The organism is Pseudoxanthomonas kaohsiungensis, assembly GCF_010211765.1.
Lineage (GTDB): Bacteria > Pseudomonadota > Gammaproteobacteria > Xanthomonadales > Xanthomonadaceae > Pseudoxanthomonas > Pseudoxanthomonas kaohsiungensis.
The window spans coordinates 293,736-318,539 of record NZ_PDWO01000001.1; the positions used below are offsets into that span (position 1 = coordinate 293,736).

At 70.7% G+C, this 24,804-nt stretch carries 17 protein-coding genes and 2 pseudogenes; 14 read left to right on the forward strand and 5 right to left on the reverse strand.

Translation table 11 applies throughout. The annotated features are described in order from the left end of the window. Nucleotides 1-14: 14 nt before the first annotated feature. From CSC66_RS01360 to CSC66_RS01400, 9 genes and pseudogenes are all read left to right on the forward strand, one after another. On the forward strand, nucleotides 15-800 hold the full coding sequence (locus CSC66_RS01360) for a ParA family protein (RefSeq protein WP_162375495.1): 786 nt from the start codon (nucleotides 15-17) through the stop codon (nucleotides 798-800). A gap of 8 nt (nucleotides 801-808) precedes the next feature. After that, a pseudogene (locus tag CSC66_RS01365) lies at nucleotides 809-1,468 on the forward strand (chemotaxis protein CheW); the annotation flags it as partial. A 52-nt stretch (nucleotides 1,469-1,520) separates the two neighbouring features. Then, complete coding sequence (locus CSC66_RS01370) at nucleotides 1,521-1,844, forward strand: STAS domain-containing protein (RefSeq protein WP_162375499.1); 324 nt, start codon at nucleotides 1,521-1,523, stop codon at nucleotides 1,842-1,844. Further along, nucleotides 1,841-2,206 carry a response regulator gene (locus CSC66_RS01375; RefSeq protein WP_162375500.1) on the forward strand — a complete coding sequence of 122 codons (366 nt, stop codon included), beginning with the start codon at nucleotides 1,841-1,843 and terminating at the stop codon, nucleotides 2,204-2,206. Before CSC66_RS01370 ends, CSC66_RS01375 begins: the two co-directional genes overlap by 4 nt. 36 nt (nucleotides 2,207-2,242) lie before the next feature. Continuing rightward, nucleotides 2,243-4,213 carry a chemotaxis protein CheA gene (locus tag CSC66_RS01380; RefSeq protein WP_162375502.1) on the forward strand — a complete coding sequence of 657 codons (1,971 nt, stop codon included), beginning with the start codon at nucleotides 2,243-2,245 and terminating at the stop codon, nucleotides 4,211-4,213. Between the two features lie 329 nt (nucleotides 4,214-4,542). Further along, nucleotides 4,543-6,777: a methyl-accepting chemotaxis protein gene (locus tag CSC66_RS01385; RefSeq protein WP_162375503.1), complete on the forward strand. Its 2,235-nt coding sequence runs from the start codon at nucleotides 4,543-4,545 to the stop codon at nucleotides 6,775-6,777. A 404-nt stretch (nucleotides 6,778-7,181) separates the two neighbouring features. Beyond that, entirely contained in the window at nucleotides 7,182-8,048 is an 867-nt protein-coding gene (locus tag CSC66_RS01390; protein WP_162375504.1) for a CheR family methyltransferase, read from the forward strand. Beyond that, nucleotides 8,045-8,638: a chemoreceptor glutamine deamidase CheD gene (gene cheD / locus CSC66_RS01395; protein WP_162375505.1), complete on the forward strand. Its 594-nt coding sequence runs from the start codon at nucleotides 8,045-8,047 to the stop codon at nucleotides 8,636-8,638. Before CSC66_RS01390 ends, cheD begins: the two co-directional genes overlap by 4 nt. Further along, nucleotides 8,638-9,717: a protein-glutamate methylesterase/protein-glutamine glutaminase gene (locus CSC66_RS01400; RefSeq protein ID WP_162375506.1), complete on the forward strand. Its 1,080-nt coding sequence runs from the start codon at nucleotides 8,638-8,640 to the stop codon at nucleotides 9,715-9,717. The genes cheD and CSC66_RS01400 overlap by 1 nt, the downstream gene beginning before the upstream one ends. 309 nt (nucleotides 9,718-10,026) lie before the next feature. On the opposite strand, the gene CSC66_RS01405 is transcribed toward CSC66_RS01400, so the two are convergent. The 4 genes from CSC66_RS01405 to CSC66_RS01420 form a co-directional block, all read right to left on the reverse strand. Continuing rightward, a complete protein-coding gene (locus tag CSC66_RS01405) occupies nucleotides 10,027-10,944 on the reverse strand; it encodes a 5'-nucleotidase (protein ID WP_162375507.1) in 918 nt (305 codons plus the stop codon). 44 nt (nucleotides 10,945-10,988) lie between these two features. Continuing rightward, nucleotides 10,989-11,471: a hypothetical protein gene (locus CSC66_RS01410; RefSeq protein WP_162375508.1), complete on the reverse strand. Its 483-nt coding sequence runs from the start codon at nucleotides 11,469-11,471 to the stop codon at nucleotides 10,989-10,991. Between the two features lie 106 nt (nucleotides 11,472-11,577). Then, entirely contained in the window at nucleotides 11,578-12,348 is a 771-nt protein-coding gene (locus tag CSC66_RS01415; RefSeq protein WP_162375509.1) for an NAD kinase, read from the reverse strand. A 92-nt stretch (nucleotides 12,349-12,440) separates the two neighbouring features. Continuing rightward, nucleotides 12,441-17,447: an NAD-glutamate dehydrogenase gene (locus tag CSC66_RS01420; RefSeq protein WP_379655840.1), complete on the reverse strand. Its 5,007-nt coding sequence runs from the start codon at nucleotides 17,445-17,447 to the stop codon at nucleotides 12,441-12,443. A 195-nt stretch (nucleotides 17,448-17,642) separates the two neighbouring features. Between CSC66_RS01420 and CSC66_RS01425 the strand changes: the two genes are divergently transcribed. From CSC66_RS01425 to CSC66_RS01435, 3 genes and pseudogenes are all read left to right on the forward strand, one after another. Further along, nucleotides 17,643-18,206, forward strand: coding sequence for a TetR/AcrR family transcriptional regulator (locus CSC66_RS01425; RefSeq protein ID WP_238394199.1), 564 nt, complete (start codon nucleotides 17,643-17,645; stop codon nucleotides 18,204-18,206). Nucleotides 18,207-18,241: 35 nt separating this feature from the next. Continuing rightward, nucleotides 18,242-19,446: pseudogene (locus CSC66_RS01430) on the forward strand (efflux RND transporter periplasmic adaptor subunit). A gap of 12 nt (nucleotides 19,447-19,458) precedes the next feature. Next, on the forward strand, nucleotides 19,459-22,599 hold the full coding sequence (locus tag CSC66_RS01435; RefSeq protein ID WP_162375510.1) for a multidrug efflux RND transporter permease subunit: 3,141 nt from the start codon (nucleotides 19,459-19,461) through the stop codon (nucleotides 22,597-22,599). Between the two features lie 505 nt (nucleotides 22,600-23,104). Here the strand turns inward: CSC66_RS01435 and CSC66_RS01440 are convergent. Continuing rightward, on the reverse strand, nucleotides 23,105-23,716 hold the full coding sequence (locus CSC66_RS01440; RefSeq protein WP_162375511.1) for a superoxide dismutase: 612 nt from the start codon (nucleotides 23,714-23,716) through the stop codon (nucleotides 23,105-23,107). Nucleotides 23,717-23,966: 250 nt separating this feature from the next. On the opposite strand from CSC66_RS01440, the gene CSC66_RS01445 reads away from it, so the two are divergent. Further along, nucleotides 23,967-24,395 (forward strand): guanyl-specific ribonuclease, encoded by a 429-nt coding sequence (locus CSC66_RS01445; protein ID WP_162375512.1) that lies wholly within the window; start codon nucleotides 23,967-23,969, stop codon nucleotides 24,393-24,395. Continuing rightward, the gene (locus tag CSC66_RS01450) at nucleotides 24,392-24,802 is read left to right on the forward strand and encodes a barstar family protein (RefSeq protein ID WP_162375513.1); all 411 of its coding nucleotides are present in this window, start codon (nucleotides 24,392-24,394) and stop codon (nucleotides 24,800-24,802) included. Before CSC66_RS01445 ends, CSC66_RS01450 begins: the two co-directional genes overlap by 4 nt. Nucleotides 24,803-24,804 lie beyond the last annotated feature (2 nt).

Consider the following 24,804-nt stretch of genomic DNA (forward strand, 5'->3'; position numbering starts at 1 on the left):
CGAGGACCTGACCGATGCGAGTGTGGGCGATCGCCAACCAGAAAGGCGGCGTGGGCAAGACCACCACCACCCTGGCCCTGGGCCGCGGCCTGGCCCTGCGCGGCCAGCGCGTGCTGCTGGTCGACCTGGACCCGCACGCCTCGCTGACCCGGGCCTTCGGCGTCGCCGCGGACCCGGCGCCGGAAGGGGTGCTGGACCTGTTCTCCACCCCGCCGCAGACGCTGGCGGACCTGGCCCGGCCCAGCCGGATCGAGCACCTGTCGCATGTCTGCGCGCAGACCGCGTTGGCCACGCTGGAGCGGCGCAGCGCCAACCAGCCCGGCCTTGGCCTGGCGCTGTCGCAGGCGCTGGCCCGGCACAGCGGGCAACACGACTACGTACTGCTGGACTGCCCGCCCACGCTGGGCCTGCTGATGATCAACGCACTGGCCGCCGCCGACCGGGTGGTCATTCCCACCCAGGCCGAACCGCTGGCGCTGCACGGCCTGGCCGGCATGCGGCGCACCGCGGAGATGGTCGAGCGCTCGCGCCGGCGGCCGCTGCCGGTTTCGGTGCTGCCAACGCTGTACGACCGCCGCACCCGCGCCGGCCAGGAAGCGCTGCGGAAGATGCAGGACGACCATGGCGAGCGGGTCTGGGAAGACGCGATCCCGGTCGACACCCGTCTGTGCAACGCCGAGCTGCTGGTGCAGCCGGTGGGCGAGGACGGCGGCTATCCGGGCCGGGCCCTGTCGAGCTACCGCCGGGCGCTGGACTGGATCCTGGCGGGCGACGCCGAACCCATGGAGCGTGCCGCATGAGCGCGGTGGCGGCCCTCGACGAATACCTGGACGGGCTGCTCGTGGACCGTCCGCCGCCCGCTCCGGCCCGCGCCCCGACCGCCGTGGTCGCCCTGGCCCCGGCCCCGACGACGCCCGCCATGGCGCCGCGCTCCGCGGAAGCGGCATCCCCCGCCCCTCCGGCATGGGCGGCCATCGCCGCGCTGTCGGCGCAGGAGCCGGGCTTGCCGCACCGCCGCGCCGCCGACCGCAGTTCGCGCTGGCTGCGGTTGCGCTGCGCCGGCCAGGCCTACGGCCTGGAACTGCTGAAGGTGCAGGAAGTGGTGTTGCCCACGCCGCTGCTGCCGCTGCGCGGCACGCCACCGGCGATGCTGGGCATCATGAACCTGCGCGGCCAGGTCGTGCCGGTGCTCGACCTCGGCGTGCACCTGGGCCAGGCGCCGCAGCCGGCCACGGCGGCGACCCGCTACGTCGTGCTGGAGGAGAAGGGCGAAACCCTGGGGCTGCGCGTCTCGGCGGTCGAGGATGTCGTCAACCTCACCGAGCAGCAGATCGAAGCGCCCGACCGCACCCGCGCCGGCCGCATCCACAGCGACCTGTTCCGCGGCGTGGCCCGCCAGTCCGGCGATCCGGTGATCCTGCTCGACGCTTCCGGCCTGCTCGACCCGGCCCGCGCCGGTGCGCGCTAAAGACCGGCCCGTGCCGGCCGCTACCTGTCCTGAACCCGATTGCGGAGACGCGATGAACACCGTGTCCCTCGGCGAAGACCTCGGCATCGAGGCCAGCGCCGACCTCAAAGAGCGCCTGGCGGCGCACCTGGACGACCCGGCGGTGGCGCTGGACGGCGGCGCGGTGCGCCGCGTCCACACCGCGGCGATGCAGGTGCTCTGCGCCTTCTACCGCAGCCGCGCCGAACACGGGCGCAGCACCGAACTGGCCAGCTGCAGCGAACCGCTGCGCGACGCCGCGCGCCTGCTTGGCCTGGGCGGCACGCTCGGGCTGGGAAGCAACGAACCGACCGTCGATGGACGGGAAAAGAAGAACCCTGTGGAGAAAGCCGCATGAGCGCACGCATCCTGGTAGTGGACGATTCGGCGTCGATGCGCCAGATGGTCTCCTTCGCCCTGACTTCCGCCGGCTTCGCGGTGGACGAAGCCGAGGACGGCCAGGTCGCGCTGGGCCGCGCCCAGGGCCAGCGCTTCAACGCGGTCGTCACCGACGTGAACATGCCGAACATGGACGGCATCTCGCTGATCCGGGCGCTGCGCGGCCTGCCCGACTACCGCTTCACGCCGATGCTGATGCTCACCACCGAATCGGCGGCCGACAAGAAGGCCGAAGGCAAGGCCGCCGGCGCCACCGGCTGGCTGGTCAAGCCGTTCAACCCCGAGCAGCTGGTCGCCACCGTCCAGAAAGTCCTCGGCTGAGTTCCGCCGCCACCCGCCCCCACGAGCCGCGTCGCCATGAGCATGGACCTGCAACGCTTCCACGCCACCTACTTCGAGGAAAGCCGCGAAGGCCTGGACGCAATGGAGTCCGGCCTGCTCGCGCTGGAGGGCGGCAGCGTCGATCCGGAAGTGGTGAACTCGGTCTTCCGCGCCGCGCACTCGATCAAGGGCGGCGCCGCGACGTTCGGCTTCGGCAAGATGGCCGGTCTGACCCACGTCCTCGAAACCCTGCTGGACGAGGTCCGTGGCGGCAAGCGCGCGCTGGCCGCCAGCGCGGTCGACGCGATGCTCGGTTCGGTCGACGTGCTGCGCGCCCTGCTGGCCGAAGCCGAACATGGCAAGCCGGCAGACCCGGCCACGGTGGCCGCCATGCATGAACGGCTGGAACGCGAACTGGGCGCCGGCGCCGGCACCGCGCAGGCCACCGCCGCCGCCACGCCCGAACCGGACGGCTGGGACATCGCCTTCACCCCGGCGCCCTCGCTGTTCATGAGCGGCAACGATCCGCTGCGCATCCTGCGCGAGCTCGAACACCTGGGCCCGCTGCAGGTCGACGCCAGGCTCGAACGCCTGCCCGGATTCACCCAGCTCGATCCGCTCGAAGCGTGCATCGCCTGGGACCTCGGCCTGCGCGGCAAGGTGCCGCGCAGCGCCATCGATGACGTGTTCGCCTGGGTGGTGGACGACTGCGAGCTGGACATCCGGCCGCAGGCGGCCGCCGCGGCCGCCGCGGTTGCCACCGCGCCGGTCGTGGCGGCCACTCCGGCGGCGTCCGGTACCGGCGCGCCTCCGGCCACGCCGGCCGCCACCGCCGAGGCCGAATCCTCGATCCGGGTCAGCGTCGACAAGGTCGACGCGCTGATCAACCTGGTCGGCGAACTGGTCATCACCCAGGCCATGCTCAAGCAGGTCAGCGGCGGGTTGGACCCGTCGCTGTCCGAGCGCCTCACCGCCGGCCTGGAGCTGCTGGAGCGCAACACCCGCGACCTGCAGGAAGCCGTGATCGGCGTGCGCATGCTGCCGGTGGACGCGGTGTTCCGCCGCTTCCCGCGGCTGGTCCGCGACCTTTCGGCACGCCTGGGCAAGCAGGTCCGCCTGCGCACGGTCGGCGAAGGCACCGAACTGGACAAGGGCCTGATCGAGAAGATCGCCGACCCGCTCGTGCACCTGGTCCGCAACTCGATCGACCATGGCCTGGAAGCGCCGGACGTGCGCCGCGCCGCCGGCAAGGACGAGACCGGCACGATCACCCTGGCCGCCTCGCACCAGGGCGGGCACATCGTCATCGAAGTCGCCGACGACGGCCGCGGCCTCGACCGCGCGCGGATCCTGGCCAAGGCCCAGGAGCGCGGCCTGCAGGTGCCGGAGAATCCGACCGACGCGCAGGTGTGGGACCTGATCTTCCAGCCCGGCTTCTCCACCGCCGACCAGGTCACCGACCTGTCCGGCCGCGGCGTGGGCATGGACGTGGTGCGCCGGAACATCCAGGCGCTGGGCGGCGAGGTCCAGCTGGAGAGCGGCATCGGCCGCGGCACCCGCGTGGTGATCCGCCTGCCGTTGACCCTGGCCATCCTCGACGGCATGGTCGTGTCCACCGGCGGCGAGATCCTGATCCTGCCGCTCAACCATGTGCTCGAGGCGCTGCAGCCGCAGCCCGAGGACATCCGCACCGTGGCCGGCGAAGGCCGCGTGCTGCGCGTGCGCGGCGAGTACCTGCCGATGCTTTCGCTCGCCGACCACTACGGCTTCCGCGACGCCGGACCCGAGCCGCTGGTGGTCGTGGTCGAGGGCGACGGGCAGAAGCTGGCGGTCGAGGTCGAGGAGCTGGTCGGCCAGCAGCAGGTCGTGGTCAAGAACCTGGAGCGCAACTACCGGCGCGTGCCCGGCATTTCCGGCGCGACCATCCTCGGCGATGGCCATGTCGCGCTGATCGTCGACGTCGGCGGCCTGGTTCGCCTGCGCCAGCAGTTGCCGCAGGCGGCCTGAGCCCGGCAGACCCGCATCCGCCGGCCGGTATCGCCAGCCGCCGCGCCACTCCCGGCGACGCCCGAGGGACTGCGGCTCGCGTTTGCCGCTCCTGTGACGACGACTACTCCGCTTCTGCTGCGTGACGCCTCGTGCGCACCTTCTGCGGCGCATCCGCCGCAATCCCGCGGCAATCGCGCGGGAGAGCGCAACACCGCATACCGGAAGTGCCAGGCACGTTCAGGATTCTCCCGTCAAGTCGCCGTGCACGGCGCCGCTATACCGGATGCACGGAATCGATCCGTGCGCGCCCGCCCCGCGGTGCGCCGCCACCGAGACGAGATACCGACATGAAGTGGTTCAACGACCTGCCGATCGCGCGCAAGCTGGCCCTGGCCTTCGTCGCCACCACGGCGATGACCGTGGCCCTGGGCCTTTTCTCGCTGCTCCGGCTGAACACCGCCCACGACCAGATCAAGCAGACCAGCAGCAACTGGATGCCCGCGGTCGTGCATCTGGGTGAGATGCTCTCGCTGCTCAACGAGTACCGCACCTACGAACTGGCGCAGCTGGGCCGGCAGGGCAACGCCGAGGAACTGGCCGACTACGACAAGCGCCTGGCCACCACCCGCGCCAGCATCGAGGCAGCCGAGGCCGAGTACAACGCGATCGAAGCCGAGTCCAAGGCCGATGAGCTCGCGCTCTACGACAAGGTCAAGGCAGCCCGCGCGGCCTACTTCAGCTCGCACGACAACATCGCCCAGGCGATCGCGGCCGACGATTTCGCCACCGCCACGGCGATTTCCGAAGATGCGTCGCGGGCGGCGCGGCGCGAGTTCGCCGGCGCGCTGAAGGCGCTGATCAAGTACAACGTGGACGGCCTGGATGCGCAGGTGGCGGCCGCCGACAGCGCGCATGCCCGCACCGTGGCCGCGATCTGGACCGGCATGGGCCTGCTCGGCCTGCTCGCCGGGCTGCTCGGCTGGACCATCGCCCGCGCCGTGTCGCGTCCACTGCAGCGCGCCACGCGCGTGGCCGGCGAGATCGCCCAGGGCCGCCTCGACAACGCGATCAGCGCCGACGGCCGCGACGAGGCGGGCCGCCTGCTGGCCTCGATGCGCACCATGCAGGACCAGCTGAAGGCGGTGCTCGCCGCGCAGGCCGAGATGACCGTCCGCCATGACGAGGGCCAGATCAGCTTCCGCATCGACGACAGCGGCTTCCCGGGCGACTACGGCCGCATGGTCCGCGACACCAATGCGCTGGTGGCCCAGCACATCGGCGTCAAGATGCGCGCCGTGGAGGTGATGCGCCAGTACGCCGCCGGCGACCTGTCGGTGGACATGGACCGCCTGCCCGGCGAGAAGGCGGTCATCACCGACACCATGGACCTGTGCAAGCGCAACCTGTCGGCGATCAACACCGAGATCACCCGCCTGGCCGCGGCCGCCGCCGCCGGCGACTTCTCCCAGCGCGGCGATGCGCAGGCCTACCAGCACGATTTCCGGGCCATGGTCGCGGGCCTGAACCAGCTGATGGAAACCACCGACGGCAACCTGGACGAGGTCTCGGCCCTGCTCAAGGCGGTGGCCGACGGCGACCTGACCACGCGGATGGACGGCGACTTCCACGGCGTGTTCGCCCGCATGCGCGACGACGCCAACGCCACCGTGGCCCAGCTCACCTCCATCGTCTCGCGCATCCAGGGCGCCTCCTCGGCCATCTCCACCGCCTCCACCGAGATCGCCTCCGGCAACAACGACCTGTCCCGCCGCACCGAGCAGCAGGCCGCCAACCTGGAGGAAACCGCCGCCTCGATGGAGGAGCTCACCTCCACCGTCAAGCAGAACGCCGACCACGCCCGCCAGGCCAACCAGCTGGCCATCGGCGCCGCCGGAGTCGCCTCCCAGGGCGGCCAGGTCGTCGGCCAGGTCGTCACCACCATGGCCGACATCCAGGCCTCCTCGCGCAAGATCGCCGACATCATCTCGGTCATCGACGGCATCGCCTTCCAGACCAACATCCTGGCGCTCAATGCCGCGGTGGAAGCAGCGCGTGCCGGCGAACAGGGCCGCGGCTTCGCCGTGGTCGCCACCGAGGTGCGTTCGCTGGCCCAGCGCAGCGCCACCGCGGCCAAGGAGATCAAGTCGCTGATCGAGGACTCCACCGGCCGGGTCGCCGACGGCGCCGCGCTGGCCGAGCAGGCCGGCAAGACCATGGGCGAGATCGTGGCCTCGGTGCAGCGGGTGACCGACATCATGGCCGAGATCAGCGCCGCCTCGCAGGAGCAGGCCGCCGGCATCGAGCAGGTCAACCAGACCATCGTGCAGATGGACGAGACCACCCAGCAGAACGCGGCCCTGGTCGAGGAGGCCACCGCCGCCGCCCGCGCCATGGAGGAACAGTCCGCCAGCCTGGCACAGGCCATCGCCGTGTTCCGCATCGAGGGCGGCGGCAGTGCGGCGCCGGTGCAAGCGACGCCGGCACCGGTACCATTCCCGGCGCGCAAGGCCGCCGCGCGCGCGCCGCGCGCGACCGGCAATGCCGCCACCGTGATCAACGAGGCCGACTGGGCCGAGTTCTGATCGGCAACGCCTGTGACCCCGAAAAGCCCCGGCACCTGCCGGGGTTTTTTTCTTCACCACGTGCAATCGCCGGTCGGGTGCTGGTTTCGGAGTAGCTGGCTGAAGCGCTGGCACCTTCCGGGGCCGCCGCACCCAAGGGTGATGGCCCACCCTTCGGGACGACATCCTGCCTTTACGAAGGGCCGTGGCACATCCATGTGCCACTTGAGCCATCACCCTTGGGTACGGCGTCCCTGGCAATCGTCGGGGTTGTGGCTTCGATCGGGGAAAGCGGCAAGCGCCACGCCCCGTTTCCTGCCGCGCGCGGATCGGCAGCACCGCACCGGGCGTCCATCAACTTCGGTCGTGCCGCGCCGATATCCCTGGTGGGACAGAACCCTACCTCCGCCCATGCCGGAACCCAGATGAGCGCCACCCACCTGCCGCACCCGCCGACGGACCAGAGGGAATTCCCCTTCTCCGACCGCGATTTCCGCCGCGTCTGCCAGATGATCCACGCACGCGCCGGCATCGCCCTGGCGCCGGGCAAGCGGGACATGGTTTACGGCCGCCTCTCGCGGCGCCTGCGCGCGCTGGACCTGCACGATTTCGGCGAGTACCTCGACCAGCTCGACGCCGACCCCGACGGCGCGGAGTGGCAGGCCTTCACCAACGCGCTGACCACCAACCTGACGGCGTTCTTCCGCGAACCGCACCACTTCGAGCGGCTCGACGCCCAGCTGCAGGAGCTCGGGCGCGGCCAGGGCACCATCCGCCTCTGGTCGTGCGCCGCGTCCACCGGCGAGGAGCCTTACTCGATGGCGATCACCGCCTGCGAGGCGTTCGGCACGCTGGCGCCGCCCGTGCGCATCCTCGCCACCGACATCGACACCCAGGTCCTGGCCACCGCCCAGCGGGGCGTCTACGCCATCGATCGCATCTCCGGCCTGGACGAGGACCTGCGCAAGCGCTACTTCCAGCGCGGCACAGGCCCCAACGAAGGGCGCTGCCGGGTCAACCCGGCCCTGCAGGCGCTGGTCGAGTTCCGGCCGTTGAACCTGCTCCAGCCACGCTACGACGTGGGCGGCCCGTTCGCGGCGATCTTCTGCCGCAACGTGATGATCTACTTCGACAAGCCCACCCAGCGCGCCATCCTCTCGCGGCTGCTGCCGCAGATGGACGCGGCCAGCCTGCTCTACACCGGGCACTCGGAGAACTACCTGCATGCGGCCGACCTGATCCAGCCCTGCGGGCGCACGCTGTACCGCCGCAACCCGGCGGCGCGCGCATGAACGTCGCCCTGCAGGCCGACGAGGTGATGCGCTACCGCGACCCGCAGTTCAAGGTCCCGGCGGCCAAGCTTCTTCCCACCCAGTACCTGGTGGTCGACGACGGCACCGCCCTGGTCACCGTGCTCGGCTCCTGCGTGGCCGCGTGCATCCGCGACCCGATGCTGCAGCTCGGCGGCATGAACCACTTCCTGCTCCCCGACGGCAACACCGGCGACGGCGCGCCGGCGCGCTACGGCAGCTATGCGATGGAGGTGCTGATCAACGAGCTGCTCAAGCGCGGCGCCAGCCGCAAGCGGCTGGAGGCCAAGGTCTTCGGTGGCGCCAACGTGCTCAAGGGCTTCACCAGCAATCCGGTGGGCACGCGCAACGCCGACTTCGTGCTGGCCTACCTGGCCGCCGAGCGCATCCCGGTGGTGGCCGAGGACCTGCGCGGCATCCACCCGCGCAAGGTGTTCTTCTTCCCGCAGACCGGCAAGGTCATGGTCAACCGCATGCCGCATGCGCACGATGCCGAGGTCGCCGCGACCGAGTCGGCGATCCGCTCGCGGCTGTCGCGCACCCCGGTCAGCGGCGGCGTGGAGCTGTTCTGATGGACAGGATCAAGGTACTGGTGGTCGACGACTCGGCGGTGGTGCGGCAGATCCTGACCGAGCTGCTCGGCAGCGATCCGCAGATCGAGGTGGTCGGCGCGGCCGCCGATCCGCTGCTGGCGCGCGAGAAGATCAAGCGGCTCAATCCCGACGTTCTGACCCTGGACGTGGAGATGCCGCGCATGGACGGCCTGGCGTTCCTGGAGAACATCATGCGCCTGCGGCCGATGCCGGTGCTGATGGTGTCCTCGCTGACCGAGCGCGGCGCCGACATCACCCTGCAGGCGCTGGCGCTGGGCGCGGTGGACTTCGTCACCAAGCCCAAGCTCGACGTCGCCCGCGGCCTGGGCGACTACGCCTCGGAGATCATCGCCAAGGTGAAGGCGGCCGCGCGCGCCCGGGTGCAGCCGCTGGCCCGTCCGGCGCAGCGGCTGGAAGCGACCGCCGCACCGCGCCCGCCGATCGCCACCGCCGCCCGCTTCCGCACCACCGACCGGCTCATCGCCATCGGCGCGTCGGCCGGCGGCACCGAAGCCATCCGCGTGGTGCTCGAACAGATGCCGCCCGACGCGCCGGCCATCGTCCTGACCCAGCACATCCCCGGCGGCTTCAGCCGCGCCTTCGTCGAGCGCCTGGACCGGCACTCGCAGATGCTCGTGCGCGAGGCGTCGGATGGCGAGGCGATCCTGCCCGGCCACGCCTACCTGCCGCCGGGCGACCGCCACCTGCGGGTGATCCGCGACGGCGCCCGCTGGCGTTGCCGGATCGACGATGGTGCGCCGGTGAACCGGCACCGGCCGGCGGTCGACGTGCTGTTCCGGTCGGTCGCGCAGAACGCCGGCGCCAACGCGGTGGCCGCGATCCTCACCGGCATGGGCGACGACGGCGCGCGCGGCCTGCTGGAGCTGCGCCAGGCCGGCGCGGCGACCCTGGTCCAGGACGAGGCGACCAGCGTGGTCTGGGGCATGCCGGGCGCGGCCTACCGGCTGGGTGCGGCGCAGGAAGTGCTGCCGCTGGCCCGCATCGCCGGTCGCCTGCTGGAGTTGGCCGGCGCGCGCCCGCTCGCAGCCACCGGCTGAAGCCGGCAGGCCTGGCCCAGCGGGGTTGTGCCGCGCGCCGGCCCGGCCTTTGAACGCTCAATCGGGGTTGGCCACGCCGTGCGGCACGTGGCGGGCCGCCACGTGCAGGCGCGCGCTGTCGATGTTGTGCGCCGAATCGTCGACGAGCTGCCCGCGTCGAACGCCGCGCCGCGGCGCCGACACTCAGTCAGGATTGGCCACGCCATGCGGCACGTGGCCGGCCGCCACGTGCAGGCGCGCGCTGTCGATGTTGTGCGCCGAGTCGTCGACGAGCTGCCCGCGTCGAACGCCGCGCCGCGGCGCCGACACTCAGTCAGGATTGGCCACGCCATGCGGCACGTGGCCGGCCGCCACGTGCAGGCGCGCGCTGTCGATGTTGTGCGCCGAGTCGTCGAAGAAGATGTCCGCGCCGAACGCCGCCAGGAACGGCCCCTTGGCGCGCCCGCCCAGGAACAGCGCCTCGTCCAGGCGCACGCCCCACTCGCGCAGTGTGCGGATCACCCGCTCGTGCGCCGGCGCCGAGCGCGCGGTCACCAGCGCGGTCCGCACCGGCGCGTCTTCGCCCGGCGGGAACAGCGCCTGCATTTCGTGCAGGGCCGACAGGAAGCTGCGGAACGGGCCGCCGGACAGCGGTTCGCGCGCGCGCTGGTGCTCGTGCAGGCCGAACGCCTCCACGCCCTGTTCGCGCGAGATCCGTTCGCTCTCGTCGCCGAAGATCACCGCGTCGCCGTCGAAGGCGATGCGCAGCTGGTCCCGCGGCGCATTGACCGCGCGCGCCGGCAGGATCGTCGCCGCCGCCACGCCGTGCTGCAGCGAACGCCGCACCGATTCCGGATTGGCCGACAGGAACAGGTCGGTGCCGAACGGGGCCACGTACGGCCAGGTCGGCTCGCCGGCGGTGAACACCGCGCGCACGATGCCCAGCCCGTGGTGCTGGATCGAGTTGAAGATGCGCAGGCCGGTGTCGGCCGAGTTCCGCGACAGCAGGATGACCTCGACCTGCGGGGCCCCGGGCGGAAGCCTGCGGTTGAGCGCCAGCAGCTTGCGCACCACCGGGAACGCCACGCCCGGCTCGAGCACCTCGTCCTCGAGCTGGCGCTGGTAGTCGGCGTAGGCATCCACGCCCTCGCGCTCGTACAACGCGTGGCTTTCCTCCAGGTCGAACAACGCCCGCGAGGTCACTGCGATGGTGAGCAACCGGGGGCTGTTGTCGTCGGGTCGGGCCATGCCGGCATTATCCCGCAACCGGCCGCCGCCGGGCGCCGGCGACGTCAGCTGCCGGGGGCGTGCACCGTGACCCGCGCCGGCGCGCCCCGTTGCCGGTCGCGGGTGACCGCCCCCACCTCCAGCTGCAGGTACAAGGGCTTCTGTTCGCCGGCCGGCACGTCCTGCCAGGTGAACTGGTGTTCGACCCTGCGCCCGGAGACGGGCGCGACGACGACCGCTTCGGGCAGCATGCCGGCGGGCGCGTCACCGCCGACCACGCGGTACTCGAAGCCGATCTCGTCCAGGTCGTAGTCGCTTCCGCGCGGCCACTTGAGCTGGATCGACATGAAGCCCAGCGAATCGCAGGTCGCGCCGCCGCCGATGCCGCGGGTCAGGCTGGACGCCTCGACCTCCGGCGCCGGTATGCCGGCGTTGTCGACCAGCGACGACGTGTCCGCAGCGAACGGCGTCACGTTGCTCGTGAACATGCATGCAGCAGCCGCCTGCGCCGACATGGCGCAGAGCAGCATCAGATACGCCAACTTCACGGGACCCCTCCCCTTCCGTTGAAGCTCGATGACTTGGTTCTGTCGTCGCGCCGGGAAGGCACGTCCACTTCGCCCGGCGGGCCGGCACTGGGGCCGGCGCGTTACGTCATACCACGAATTGTTCGCTCAGGATACGTTCTTCCAGGTTGTGTTCCGGATCGAAAAGCAGCGTCACCATGCGATCGGTGGACTCGCGGATCACCACTTCCACCACGTCGCGCGTCTCGTGCGAGTCGGCGGTGGCACTGACCGGGCGCTTGTACGGGTCGAGCACCTCGAAGCGGACCTCGGTGTCGGCCTTGAGGATCGCACCGCGCCAGCGACGCGGGCGGAACGCGGCGATCGGCGTCAGCGCGATCGTGTGCGAGCCCAGCGGCAGGATCGGACCGTGCGCGGAAAAGTTGTAGGCGGTGCTGCCGGCCGGGGTCGCCACCATCACCCCGTCGCAGATCAGCTCGTCCAGCCGCGGCTGGCCGTTGAGGTGGATGCGCACATGCGCGGCCTGCCGCGTCTGGCGCAGCAGCGAGACTTCGTTGTAGGCCAGCGAGCCGGTGCTGGCGCCGGATTCGGTCTGCGCCACCATCTCCAGCGGGCGCAGCTTGGCCGGCTCGGCGGCGGCGATCCGCCCGAGCAGGTCATCGGCGTTGAAATGGTTCATGAGGAAACCAACGGTGCCCAGCTTCATGCCGTAGACCGGCTTGCCCAGGCCTCCGTGGCGGTGGAGCGTCTGCAGCATGAAACCGTCGCCGCCCAGCGCGCAGATCACATCCGCCTCTTCGGGCGGGCGCTGGCCGTGGCGCGCGACCATCGCCTCCAGCGCCTGCTGGGCATTGGGCGCGCCGCTGGCGAGGAAGGCGATGCGGGGGCTGGCGCTCATCACGATCTCCGTCGGGAGCCGGCAGGATAACCGGTCGCGGCGAACGGATGTCCAGCAGGGACGCCGGCACCGGCCGGCGTCCCTTCCGGCGGTCAGCCGCGTGCGGCGAGCTGGCCCAGCTTCTGCACGGCCACCGACAGGGTCGGATAGTCGAGCGACTTCTGGTCCGACAGCTCGGCCAGCATGCCGAGGGTGAAGCGCAGGGTCGGATCGTCGCGATCCAGCCAGGCGCGCACCTTCGCGTCGGCGTCGTGGCCAGGCAGCGACATGGCCTGGCCTGCGAGCACGCGATGGTGCGCGGCCAGCTCGTCGCGCATCACCCCGCGGGCGACCGCGTGCCAGCGGCCGTCCACCGCCAGTCCGTCGATCTGCTCGAACAGCCACGGCAGGCCCAGCGCGTCGCCCAGGCGGAAGTGCACGCGCGAGACATCCACCGGCTTGAGCTTGCGCGAGCGGGCGAGCTCGATGATGTCGAACGCCGGCTCCAGGTACGGCAGTTCGGACAGCTGCTGGGCCAGCTTCGGCGGCATGCCCTTGTCGCGCCATTCGCGCAGCGCGGCCTCGTAGGCGGGGCGCTGGGAATCCGGCAGCACTCCCGACGCTTCGCGGATGTCGTTGAACGGGTCGCGGTAGCGCTCCACCGCGTCGCTGATGCTGGGCATCTGGCCGGGACGGTTGAGCAGCCAGCGCACGAACGAGCGCTGCAGGCTCCAGATCACCTGCAGGGCGTCGATCTGCGAGGCCTCCGGCAGCTTGCCGTCCAGCGCGTCGATCTGCGTCCACAGGTCGCGGGCGCCCAGCACCTCGCGGCTGATGGTGTAGGCCTTGGCCACCTCGGCCGGGCTGCGACCGGTGTCCTCCTGCATGCGCAGCAGGAAGGTCGCGCCCATCCGGTTGATCGTCTGGTTGGTCACCGCGGTGGCGATGATCTCGCGCTTCAGGCGGTGCTTCTCCATCTGCGCGGCGTACTTCTTCTGCAGCGGCACCGGGAAGTAGCGCTGCAGCTCCTTGGACAGGTACGGGTCCTCGGGGATGTCCGAGTCCAGCATCTGCTGGAAGGCCACCAGCTTGGAGTACGACAACAGCACCGCCAGTTCCGGACGGGTCAGGCCCTGGCCGCGCGCCTTGCGCGCCGACAGCTCCGCGTCCGAAGGCAGGAATTCGATCTGGCGGTCGAGCAGGCCCTGCGCCTCGAGGGTGCGGATGAAGTGCTGCTTGGAGCCCAGCCGCTTGACGCTCATCCGTTCCATCAGGCTGATGGCCTGGTTCTGCCGGTAGTTGTCCAACAGCACCAGCCGGGCGACCTCGTCGGTCATCGACGCCAGCAGCTTGTTGCGCGCCGGCATGGTCAGCTTCTTCGAGCGGACCACGTCGTTGAGCAGGATCTTGATGTTCACCTCGTGGTCGGAGGTGTCCACGCCGGCGGAGTTGTCGATGAAGTCGGTGTTGAGCAGCACGCCGGCCTGCGCGGCCTCGATGCGGCCGAGCTGGGTCATGCCCAGGTTGCCGCCCTCGCCCACGATCCGGCAGCGCAGCTGGCAGCCGTTGACGCGCAGCGCGTTGTTGGCGCGGTCGCCGACGTCCGAGTGCTGCTCGCTGGCGGCCTTGACATAGGTGCCGATGCCGCCGTTCCAGAGCAGGTCCACCGGTGCGCAAAGGATCGCCGACATGAGCTCGTTCGGGGTCAGCGACTTCACGCCGTCGTCCAGGCCCAGGACTGCGCGGACCTGGGGGGTGATCTCGATCGACTTGGCGCTGCGCGGGTGGATTCCGCCGCCCTTGCTGATCAGGCGTGCGTCGTAGTCGGCCCAGCTGGAACGCGGCAACCCGAACATCCGCTCGCGCTCGGCGAACGAACGCGCCGCGTCCGGATCCGGGTCCAGGAAGATGTGGCGGTGGTCGAAGGCGGCGACCAGGCGGATGTGCCGGGACAGCAGCATGCCGTTGCCGAACACGTCGCCGGACATGTCGCCGATGCCGACGCAGGTGAAGTCCTCGCTCTGGCAGTCCCGTCCCAGGGCACGGAAATGGCGCTTGACCGACTCCCATGCTCCTCGGGCGGTAATACCCATGCCCTTGTGGTCGTAGCCGACCGAGCCGCCGGAGGCGAACGCATCGCCCATCCAGAAGCCATGCGCGATGGCCAGCCCGTTGGCGATGTCGGAGAACGTCGCGGTGCCCTTGTCGGCGGCCACCACCAGGTACGGGTCGTCCTGGTCGTGGCGGACCACGTCGCGCGGCGGGACGATCCTGCCGTTGACGATGTTGTCGGTGATGTCCAGCAGTCCCTGGATGAACAGCTTGTAGCAGGCCACGCCTTCGGCCAGCACCGCGTCGCGGTCGCCGGAGGCCGGCGGCTGCTTGACGAAGAAGCCGCCCTTGGCGCCAACCGGCACGATGACCGTGTTCTTGACCATCTGCGCCTTGACCAGGCCCAGCACCTCGGTGCGGAAGTCCTCCCGGCGGTCGGACCAGCGCAGGCCGCCGCGCGCGACCGGGCCGAACCGCAGGTGCACGCCCTCCACGCGCGGTCCGTAGACGAAGATCTCGCGGTACGGGCGCGGCTTGGGCAGGTCCGGCACCAGCGCCGAATCGAACTTGAAGCTGATGCAGTGGCCCGGCTGGCCGTCGCTGCCCAGCTGGAAGTAGCTGGTGCGCAGGGTCGCGTCGATCGCGCCGATGAAGCCGCGCAGGATGCGGTCGTCGTCGAGGCTGGCGACGCGGTCCAGCAGCTTCAGCAAGGTGGCGCGGGTGGTGCGTTCCTGCGCGTCGCGGTCGCCGCTGCGGGCGTCCACCACTTCCTGCAGGGCCTTGACCGTCGATTCGTCACCGGCCGCCAGCGCACGCAGTTGCTCGACCAGCCGCAGCTGGCCGGCGCGGATCTCCGCGGCCGTCTCCCGGCCGGTGGCCGGATGGAAGCGGGCCTCGAACAGCTCCACCAGCAGGCGCGCCAGCAGCGGGTAGCGGCCCAGGGTCTCCTCGACATAGTTCTGCGAGAACGGCACGCCGGTCTGCAGGAGGTACTTCCAGTAGCCCCGCAGCAGGGCGACCTGGCGCCATGCCAGGCCGGCAGACAGCACCAGGCGGTTGAGGCCGTCGTTCTCGGCCCGGCCGGACCAGATCGCGGCGAAGGCCTGCTCGAACTCGTGCGCGAGCTGGGCGATGTCGCCACCGCCGCCGACCCGCTCGACCTCGAAGTCCTGGATGTAGATCGGCTGGCTGCCGCCCTCCGGCAGGCTGGCCTGCAGCCGGTACGGGTGCTCGGAGATGACCTTCAGGCCCATGTTCTCCATCAGCGGCAGCACGTCCGACAGCGGGATGTCGTCGTGCTGGCGGTAGAGCTTCAGGCGCAGGCCGGTGGTGCCCTCGCGTGCGACCGTGTGCAGGCTCAGCCGCAGGTCGTCCGGCCCGGTCAGCGCGGCCAGCTGCTCGACGTCGTTGGCGGCCAGCTCCGGCGAGATGTCCTCGATGTAGCCGGCCGGCAGGGCGCGACCGTAGCCGTTGGCCAGGCGCAGGCCTTCGGCCTCGCCGTGGCGGGCGATCAGCAGTTCGCGCAGGTCGTCCTGCCAGTTGCGCAGCAGGTGCGCCAGGCGGCGCTCGAGCTCGGTGGTGTCCAGCTCGGCGGCCGCGCCCGCGCGCGGGCGCACGATCAGGTGCAGCTGCGCCAGCGGCGACTCGCCCAGCACCACGCTCGAGTCGACCTGCTCGCCCTGCAGGGCATCCTTGAGCAGGGCCTCGATGCGCAGGCGCACGTCGGTGTTGAAGCGCTCGCGCGGGATGTAGACCAGGGCCGAGAAGAAGCGGCCGTAGCGGTCGCGGCGCAGGAACAGCCGGCTGCGCACGCGCTCCTGCAGGCCGAGCACGCCGGTGGCGGTGCGGTACAGCTCGTCCTCGCCGGCCTGGAACAGTTCCTCGCGCGGCAGCGTCTCGAGGATATGGCGCAGCGCCTTGCCGCTGTGGCTGCTCGGCGACAGGCCGCTGCGGCGCATCACGTGCTCGTAGCGCTCGCGCACCAGCGGGATCTCCCAGGGCCGGCGGTTGTAGGCGCTGGAGGTGTACAGCCCGAGGAAGCGCTGCTCGCCGGTGATCGCGCCCTTGGCGTCGAACTCGAGCACGCCGATGTAGTCCATGTAGCCCTTGCGGTGGATCCGCGAGCGGGCATTGGTCTTGGTCAGGATCAGGGCCTCGCTGGCCCCGGACTGGTTCAGGCCATGCGCGGCCAGCGACTTCACCGGCCGCGGGGGCGCCTTGTCCTTGCCACGCATCAGGCCCAGGCCCGAGCCGTCCACCGGCGCGAGCACGGCCTCGCCGTCCTGCTTGACCACCTTGTACTCGCGGTAGCCGTAGAGGATGAAGTGGTCGGCCGCGGCCCAGCGCAGGAATTCCTGCGCCTCGCGCCGCCCCGAATCGTCCACCGGCATGCGCCGGGTGGCCAGGTCGTCGGCCAGCACCTGCATGCGCTCGCGCATCAGGCCCCAGTCGGCGACCACGCCCCGGACTTCGGCCAGCACCTCGCCGATGCGCTGCTCGATCTGGCGCATCGCCGCCGGTGCCTGGCGGTCGATCTCCAGCAGCATGAGCGATTCCGGCCGGCCGTCGCCGACCGACTGCAGCCTGCCCTCGCCGTCGCGCGCGATGCGCACCAGCGGATGGCCGAGCACGTGCACGCCCACGCCCATCTCGGCCAGCGCCATGCTCACCGAGTCGACCAGGAACGGCATGTCGTCGTTGACGATCTGCAGCACGGTGTACGCCGACTCCCAGCCGTTGGCCTTCAGGGTCGGGTTGAACACGCGCACGTTGGCGGTGCCCGGCTGGCGCCGGCGCACGAACTGGAGCATGTCGGCGCCGATCGCGGCCCAGGCCTCGGGCGCGTGTTGCGGATACTCGTCCTCCTCCAGGCGCCGGTAGAACTCGCCGAGGAATTCCTGCAGCTCGGCCTGGCGCGCAGCCGGCACCAGGCGCCGCGCCGCGGCGTACACCGGCTCGAGCGAGAAGCGGCCCACGGCCGCGGCGGCCGGTGCGACCGCCTTCTTCGCCCGGGCGCCGGCCGCTGCCGGCTTCGCCATCCGTTTGCCACCGGAGGAACTGGATTTCATGGGAACGAAACTCCGCGGGAAGTGTGTGCGCGCATTGTAGCCGCGCGCACCATCGCAGCCTTGCTGCAGGACGGAAGAAATCGCCTCTTCCACATTAGTAAACTGGACGGTATAGTCCAGTCCCGATGGAAACCCCAGCCCCCGCCACCCCCCCGACCGGTCGACGACGCCCGCCACCAGCAGGTGCACGACGCCGTGCGCGCGCTGGTCCGCGAACAGGGCGCGCAGGTCAGCATGGACGCGGTGGCCGCGCGCGCAGGCTGCTCCAAGCAGACCCTGTATGCGCGCTACGGCTCCAAGCAGGCCTTGCTGATGCAGGTGCTCAGCGAGGAAAGCCGCAGGGCCGTCGTCCTGGCCGGCGTCCCCGACGCGGCCAGCCTGCGCCCGGGGCTGGTCGCGTTCGCGCGCGACCACCTGGCCCGCCTGTCGGAGCCGGGCACCATCGGCACCGCGCGGCTGCTCACCGGCCAGGCCGCCCAGTTCCCGGACGAGGTCCGGGCGCTCTACCGCATATGGATAGACGGCCTGCAGGAGCGCCTCGCCACGTGGCTGCGGCAGGCCATGCGCCGCGGGCTGCTGCGGCATGACGATCCGCACTCGGCGGCCGAGTTGCTGCTGGGCATGATCGTCGGCCTGGACTTCGACCGGCAGCGCTTCCTGGTCCCTCACCGCGACACAACCGACCTGCAGACACAGTGGGCCGAATTCGCCGTCGACAGCTTCCTGCGCGCCTTCGCACCGCCTGTTTCGCGTACCTGAATCCCCCTCCAGCCCCCACCTTCCCCGGAGTTCCCATGCGCCTCCACTCCCCCTTCCTCCTTGCCTGCGGGCTGCTCGCGCTGACCGCCTGCGGCGGCAAGGACGAGGCCGCCGCCCCGCCCCCGCCGGAAGTCGGCGTGATCGAGGTCAAGCCGCAGACCGTGCCGCTGACCCGCGACCTCGTCGGCCGGCTGTCGCCCTACCGCAGCGCCGACGTGCGCGCGCGCGTGCCCGGCGTGCTGCTGCGGCGCGTGTACGAGGAAGGCAGCGACGTGCGCGAAAGATCGACCCGGCGCCGCTCCAGGCCTCGCTCGGGGTGGCCCAGGGCCAGCTGGCCCAGGCCGAGGCGACCTACGCCAACGCCCGCGCGGTGGCCGAGCGCGCGCGCAAGCTGGTGCCGCAGAAGTTCGTCTCGCAGAACGACCTGGACAACGCCGTGGCGGCCGAGCGCAGCGCCGGCGCGGCGGTCGAGGCGGCCCGGGCCAGCGTGCGCAACGCGCAGATCGACCTGGGCTACGCCAAGGTCACCTCGCCCATCGCCGGCCGCGCCGGCAAGCAGCGGGTGACCGAAGGCGCGCTGGTCGGCCAGGGCGAGGCGACCCTGCTGACCACGGTGGACCAGCTCGATCCGCTCTACGCCAACTTCTCGATCGGTTCCAACGAACTGGCCCAGCTGCGCGCGGCGGCCAACGTGTCGCTGGTGGGCGCCGGCAAGGCTTCCGTGCAGGTCGTGCTGCCGGGCGACCGCGTCCACGAGCAGCCGGGCACGCTCGACTTCTCGGACACGACGGTCGATCCGCAGACGGGCGCGGTCGCCATGCGCGCGCAGGTCCCCAATCCCGGCTACGTGCTGTTCCCGGGCAGCTTCGTCACCTTGAAGGTGAACATGGGCGAGCTGCACGACGTGTTCCTCGTGCCGCAGGAGGCGGTGCTGCGCGACGCCAACGGCGCCTTCGCCCGCGTCGTCGGCGCCGACGGCAACGTCGAGCGCAGGAACCTGACCACCGGCGGCACCCGCGACAACCAGTGGATCGTCACCGCCGGCCTGGAGACGGGCGACCAGGTCATCGTGTCCGGCGTGCAGAAGGTCAAGGAAGGCGCACCGGCGACCGCCAAGCCCTGGCAGCCGCAGGCGGCCGAGGCGGGCGCCGCCCCGCAGGCACCGGCCAAGGCTCCTGCTGGTGGCGCGCCCGCGCCCGATCGGGAGTCCGAGGCGGCCAAGTCCGCTCCGGCCGAGTAAGGACGCCCACCCATGCCCAAGTTCTTCATCAACCACCCGGTCTTCGCCTGGGTCGTGGCGATCCTGATCTCGCTCTCGGGCGTGATCGCGATCCTCGGCCTGGGCGTGGAGTCCTATCCCAACATCGCCCCGCCGCAGGTCACCGTCAGCGCCAGCTATCCCGGCGCCAGCGCGTCGACGGTCGAGCGCGCGGTCACCCAGGTCATCGAGCAGCAGCTGACCGGCATCGACCACCTGCTCTACTTCAGCTCGTCGTCCAGCGCCACCGGAGGTGCCAGCATCACCCTGACCTTCGAGACCGGCACCGATCCGGACATCGCCCAGGTGCAGGTGCAGAACAAGGTCGCCCTCGCCACCCCGCGCCTGCCCACCGAAGTCACCCAGCAGGGCGTGGTGGTGGCCAAGGCCAACGCCGGCTTCCTGATGGTGGTCGGCCTGATCTCCGACAACCCGGCGGTCGACCGCAACCAGCTCAACGACATCAACGGCTCGCGCGTGATCGACCAGATCTCGCGCATCCCCGGCGTGGGCAGCATCCAGCAGTTCGGCGCCGAGTACGCCATGAACATCTGGCTCAACCCGGAGAAGCTGCAGGGCTTCGGCCTGTCGGCGAGCCAGGTGCTGGCCGCCATCCGCGCGCAGAACGTGCAGTTCGCCGCCGGTTCGGTGGGCTCGGACCCGGCGCCGGAGGGCCAGGCGTTCACCGCCACGGTCTCGGCCGAGGGCCGCTTCAGCTCGCCGGAGCAGTTCGAGGACATCATCCTGCGCGCCGACAGCGACGGCTCGACCGTGCGCCTGCGCGACGTGGCCAGGGTCAGCTTCGGCCCCGGCTCCTACGGCTTCGACACCAAGTTCGACGGCAAGCCGATCGGCGCGTTCGCGGTGCAGCTGCTGCCCGGCGCCAACGCGCTGAACGTGGCCGAGGCCGTTCGGGCGAAGATGGACGAGCTGCAGGCCACCTTCCCGCAGGGCGTGACCTGGATGTCGCCGTACGACTCCACGACCTTCGTGAAGATCTCGATCGAGGAGGTCGTCAAGACCCTGGTCGAGGCCGTGGTGCTGGTGTTCCTGGTGATGCTGATCTTCCTGCAGAACATCCGCGCCACCATCATCCCCACCCTGGTGATCCCGGTCGCCCTGCTCGGCACCTTCCTGGGCATGTCGATCATTGGTTTTACGATCAACCAGCTGACCCTCTTCGCGATGGTGCTGTCGATCGGCATCGTGGTCGACGACGCGATCGTGGTGATCGAGAACGTCGAGCGCATCATAACCGAGGAGGGACTGTCGCCCTACGACGCCACGGTCAAGGCGATGGACCAGATCACCGGCGCGGTGGTGGCGATCACGGTCGTGCTGGCCGCGGTTTTCATCCCCTCGGCGCTGCAGGGCGGCGCGGCCGGCGAGATCTACAAGCAGTTCGCGCTGACGATCGCCATCGCGATGGCGTTCTCGGCGTTCCTGGCGCTGGGCTTCACCCCGGCGCTGTGCGCCACGTTCCTCAAGCCCAGCCACCACGCCAACTCGAACTGGGTGTTCCGCACCTTCAACAAGTACTACGACAAGGTCAGCCACACCTACGTCGGGCACATCGGCAGCGCGGTCAAGCACGCCCCGCGCTGGATGGTCCTGTTCGCGGTGCTGGCGATCCTGTGCGGATTCCTGTTCACGCGCATGCCCGGCAGCTTCCTGCCCGAGGAGGACCAGGGTTACGCCATGGCGATCGTGCAGCTGCCGCCGGGCGCCTCGCTGCAGCGCACCCAGCGCGTGTTCGACGACATGCGCGGGCGCCTGCAGGGCATCGATGGCTACCAGAGCATGATGCAGGTCGCCGGCTTCAGCTTCGTCGGCCAGGGCGAGAACGTGGGCATGGCCTTCATCCGGCTCAAGCCGTGGGAGGACCGCGACCTGACCGCGCCCGAGTTCATCCAGCAGGCCAACGGCGCGCTGTTCGGGATCAAGGAAGCCACCATCTTCGTGGTCAACCTGCCCACCGTGCAGGGCCTGGGCCAGTTCGGCGGCTTCGACATGTGGCTGCAGGACCGCACCGGCCAGGGCCAGGCGGCGCTGACCCAGGCGCGCAACATGCTGCTGGGCCAGGCCGGGCAGAACCCGGCGCTGGTGGGCGTCCGTCCCAACAGCCTGGAGGACGCGCCGCAGCTGCAGCTGCATGTCGACCGCGTGCAGGCGCAGTCGATGGGCCTGCAGGTCAGCGACATCTACAACGCCATCAGCCTGATGCTGGCCCCGGTCTACGCCAACGACTTCTTCTACGAAGGCCGGATCAAGCGCGTGAACCTGCGCGCCGACGCCCCGTTCCGCACCGGCGCCGAATCGCTGGACAGCTTCTACACGCCCAGCACCGGCGGCGGCATGATCCCGCTGAGCACGGTGGTGGATTCGGAGTGGATCACCGGGCCGCCGTCGCTGAGCCGCTACCAGGGCTACGCGGCGGTGAACATCGTCGGCTCGCCGGCCCCGGGCCACAGCTCCGGGGAAGCGATGCAGATGATGGAGGACATCGTCCAGAACGACCTGCCGGCCGGCTTCGGCTACGACTGGAGCGGCATGTCCTACCAGGAGATCCTGGCCGGCAACGCCGCCACCTTGCTGCTGGTGCTGTCGATCGTGGTGGTGTTCCTGTGCCTGGCCGCGCTCTACGAGAGCTGGTCGATCCCGGTGGCGGTGCTGCTGGTGGTGCCGCTGGGCATGCTCGGCGCGGTGATGTTCAGCCTGATGCGCGGCCTGCCGAACGACATCTTCTTCAAGATCGGCCTGATCACGATCATTGGCCTCGCCGCCAAGAACGCGATCCTGATCGTGGAGTTCGCGGTGGAGCAGCGGCTGGCCGGCAAGACCCTGCGCGAGGCGACGATCGAGGCCGCGCGCCTGCGCTTCCGCCCCATCCTCATGACCTCCTTCGCGTTCATCATGGGCGTGGTGCCGATGGCGCTGTCCACCGGCGCCGGCGCCAACGCCCGCCATGCGATCGGCACCGGCGTGATCGGCGGCATGATCTTCGCGACGTTCCTGGGCCTGCTGCTGATCCCGGTGTTCTTCATCGTGGTCCGGCGCATGCTCGGCGACAAGCTGGACGAACCGTCGAAGGAATGGCTGGAGAAGCAGGGCAAGGGCGAACCGGCGACGCATTGACCGCCGGATCGTGCAGTCCTGACCTGGAAGGCCCCCGCAGCGATGCCGGGGCCTTCGTTCTTGGATCTCCCCCGCCCGAAGGAAAGGCTCGCGGACCGCGGGAGCAGGATCAGGAGCACGGCGTCCCGTTGACGGGCTCCGGAAGGAGCCGCGGCAGGGCGGGGGTATGGTGCAGGCGGCACAAACGAAAACGCCCCCGCATGCGTCGCACGCGGGGGCGTTGGCCAGCGCGGGCCGCCCCCGTGCAGGGGTCGGCCGGGAGCCGGAAAGCGATGCCGGGGCCTTCGTTTTTGGATCTCCACGCCCGAAGGAAAGGCTCGCGGACCGCGGGAGCAGGATCAGGAGCACGGCGTCCCGTTGACGGGCTCCGGAAGGAGCCGCGGCAGGGCGGGGGTATGGTGCAGGCGGCACAAACGAAAACGCCCCCGCATGCGTCGCACGCGGGGGCGTTGGCCAGCGCGGGCCGCCCCCGTGCAGGGGTCGGCCGGGAGCCGGAAGCGGCCGGTTACTTGATCGCGGCCTGGTAGCGGCGCTCGACTTCGTCCCAGTCGACCACGTTGTAGAACGCGCCGATGTAGTCGGGGCGACGGTTCTGGTACTTCAGGTAGTAGGCGTGCTCCCACACGTCCAGGCCCAGGATCGGGGTGTTGCCCTCGCTGAGCGGGGTGTCCTGGTTGGCGCTGCTCTCGACCACGACCTTCTTGTCCGGGGTCACGCTCAGCCACGCCCAGCCGCTGCCGAAGCGGGTCAGCGCGGCCTTGGTGAAGGCTTCCTTGAACTTCTCGAAGCCGCCCAGGTCCTTGTCGATCGCCTTGGCCACGTCGCCCTTGGGTTCGCCGCCGCCCTTGGGCGACATGACCGTCCAGAACAGGGAATGGTTGGCATGGCCGCCGCCGTTGTTGCGCACCGGTCCCTGCAGGTTCTCCGGCAGCGTCTTGAGCTTCTTCACCAGCTCATCGACCGGCAGGTCGGCGTACTCGGTGCCTTCCAGCGCGGCGTTGACGTTGTTGATGTACGTCTGGTGGTGCTTGGTGTGGTGGATCTTCATCGTCTCCGTATCGATGTGCGGTTCCAGCGCATCGTAGGCATACGGCAACTCGGGGAGGGTATAGGCCACGGTGGTCTCCTTGGATTTCGTGCCCGGCGGTCGCGGGGCGCGGCAGGCCACAGTGTAGGGATGCCGGCGCGCCCAACCAAGATGCGGGGAAGAATGCTGCATCCCGGCGCCGGGGCGATGCGGGCGTGCAGGATGCGACAGGCGCGGTTCTGCCGGCGTGAAGCGCCGCCAACGCGTGCGCCGGCGTTCAAACAGCACGGCAGCGTCGCGCGCATACTGCGGTCCGATTCCTGCTGCCCGTCCATGCACCATGCGCCAGCGAAGCCGCCTGCTGCTGCCCCTGCTCGCCGCCCTCTTCCTGCTGGCGGCGCTGGCCGGCGTCCTGGGGCCGGGCCAGGATCGCGGGTCCACGCCATCCGCCCCGGCGCAGGCAGGCGCGACCACCGCCCTGCCCGCGTTCCTGCCCCCGGAGGCGGCGCCGGTCATCGCGCGGATCCAGCGCGGCGGGCGTTTCGTCCATCGCCAGGACGGCAGCGTGTTCGGCAACCGCGAACGCCGCCTGCCGCTGAAGGAACGCGGCTACTACCGCGAATACACGGTGCCCACGCCCGGCCTGTCGCACCGCGGCGCGCGCCGGATCGTGACCGGCGGCCAACCGCCGCGCGAGTGGTACTACACCGCCGACCACTACGAAAGCTTCCGGCGCTTCCAGCCGCCGGCGGCGGGAACGATGCAATGAGCGAATCCGGATTCGACATCGGCCTGGGCGATCCGTCGCAGGCCGGCGTCTTCGAGGTGGACTCCGCCGACCTGCCCGCGCTGGCCGCCGCCGCCCGCGATGCCGGGCTGCTGGCGCTGCGCATCGACCTGGCCGGTTGCGACGGCAAGCGCGCCTTGCTGCTGCGCCTGGCCACCGTACTGGACCTGCCGGCCGGCCGCGGCGGCAACTGGGACGCGCTGATGGACGCGCTGCGCGACCTGTCCTGGCTGCCGGCCCCCGGCTATGCGCTGCTGTTCGACGGCACCGCGCAGCTGCATGCGGCGCTGCCCCACGAAACCGACGTCCTGCTCGGCATCCTCCAGGAAGCCTCGCAGTGGTGGGCCGAAGCGGACGTGCCGTTCTGGGCGTTCCTGGCCGGCCCGTAGTC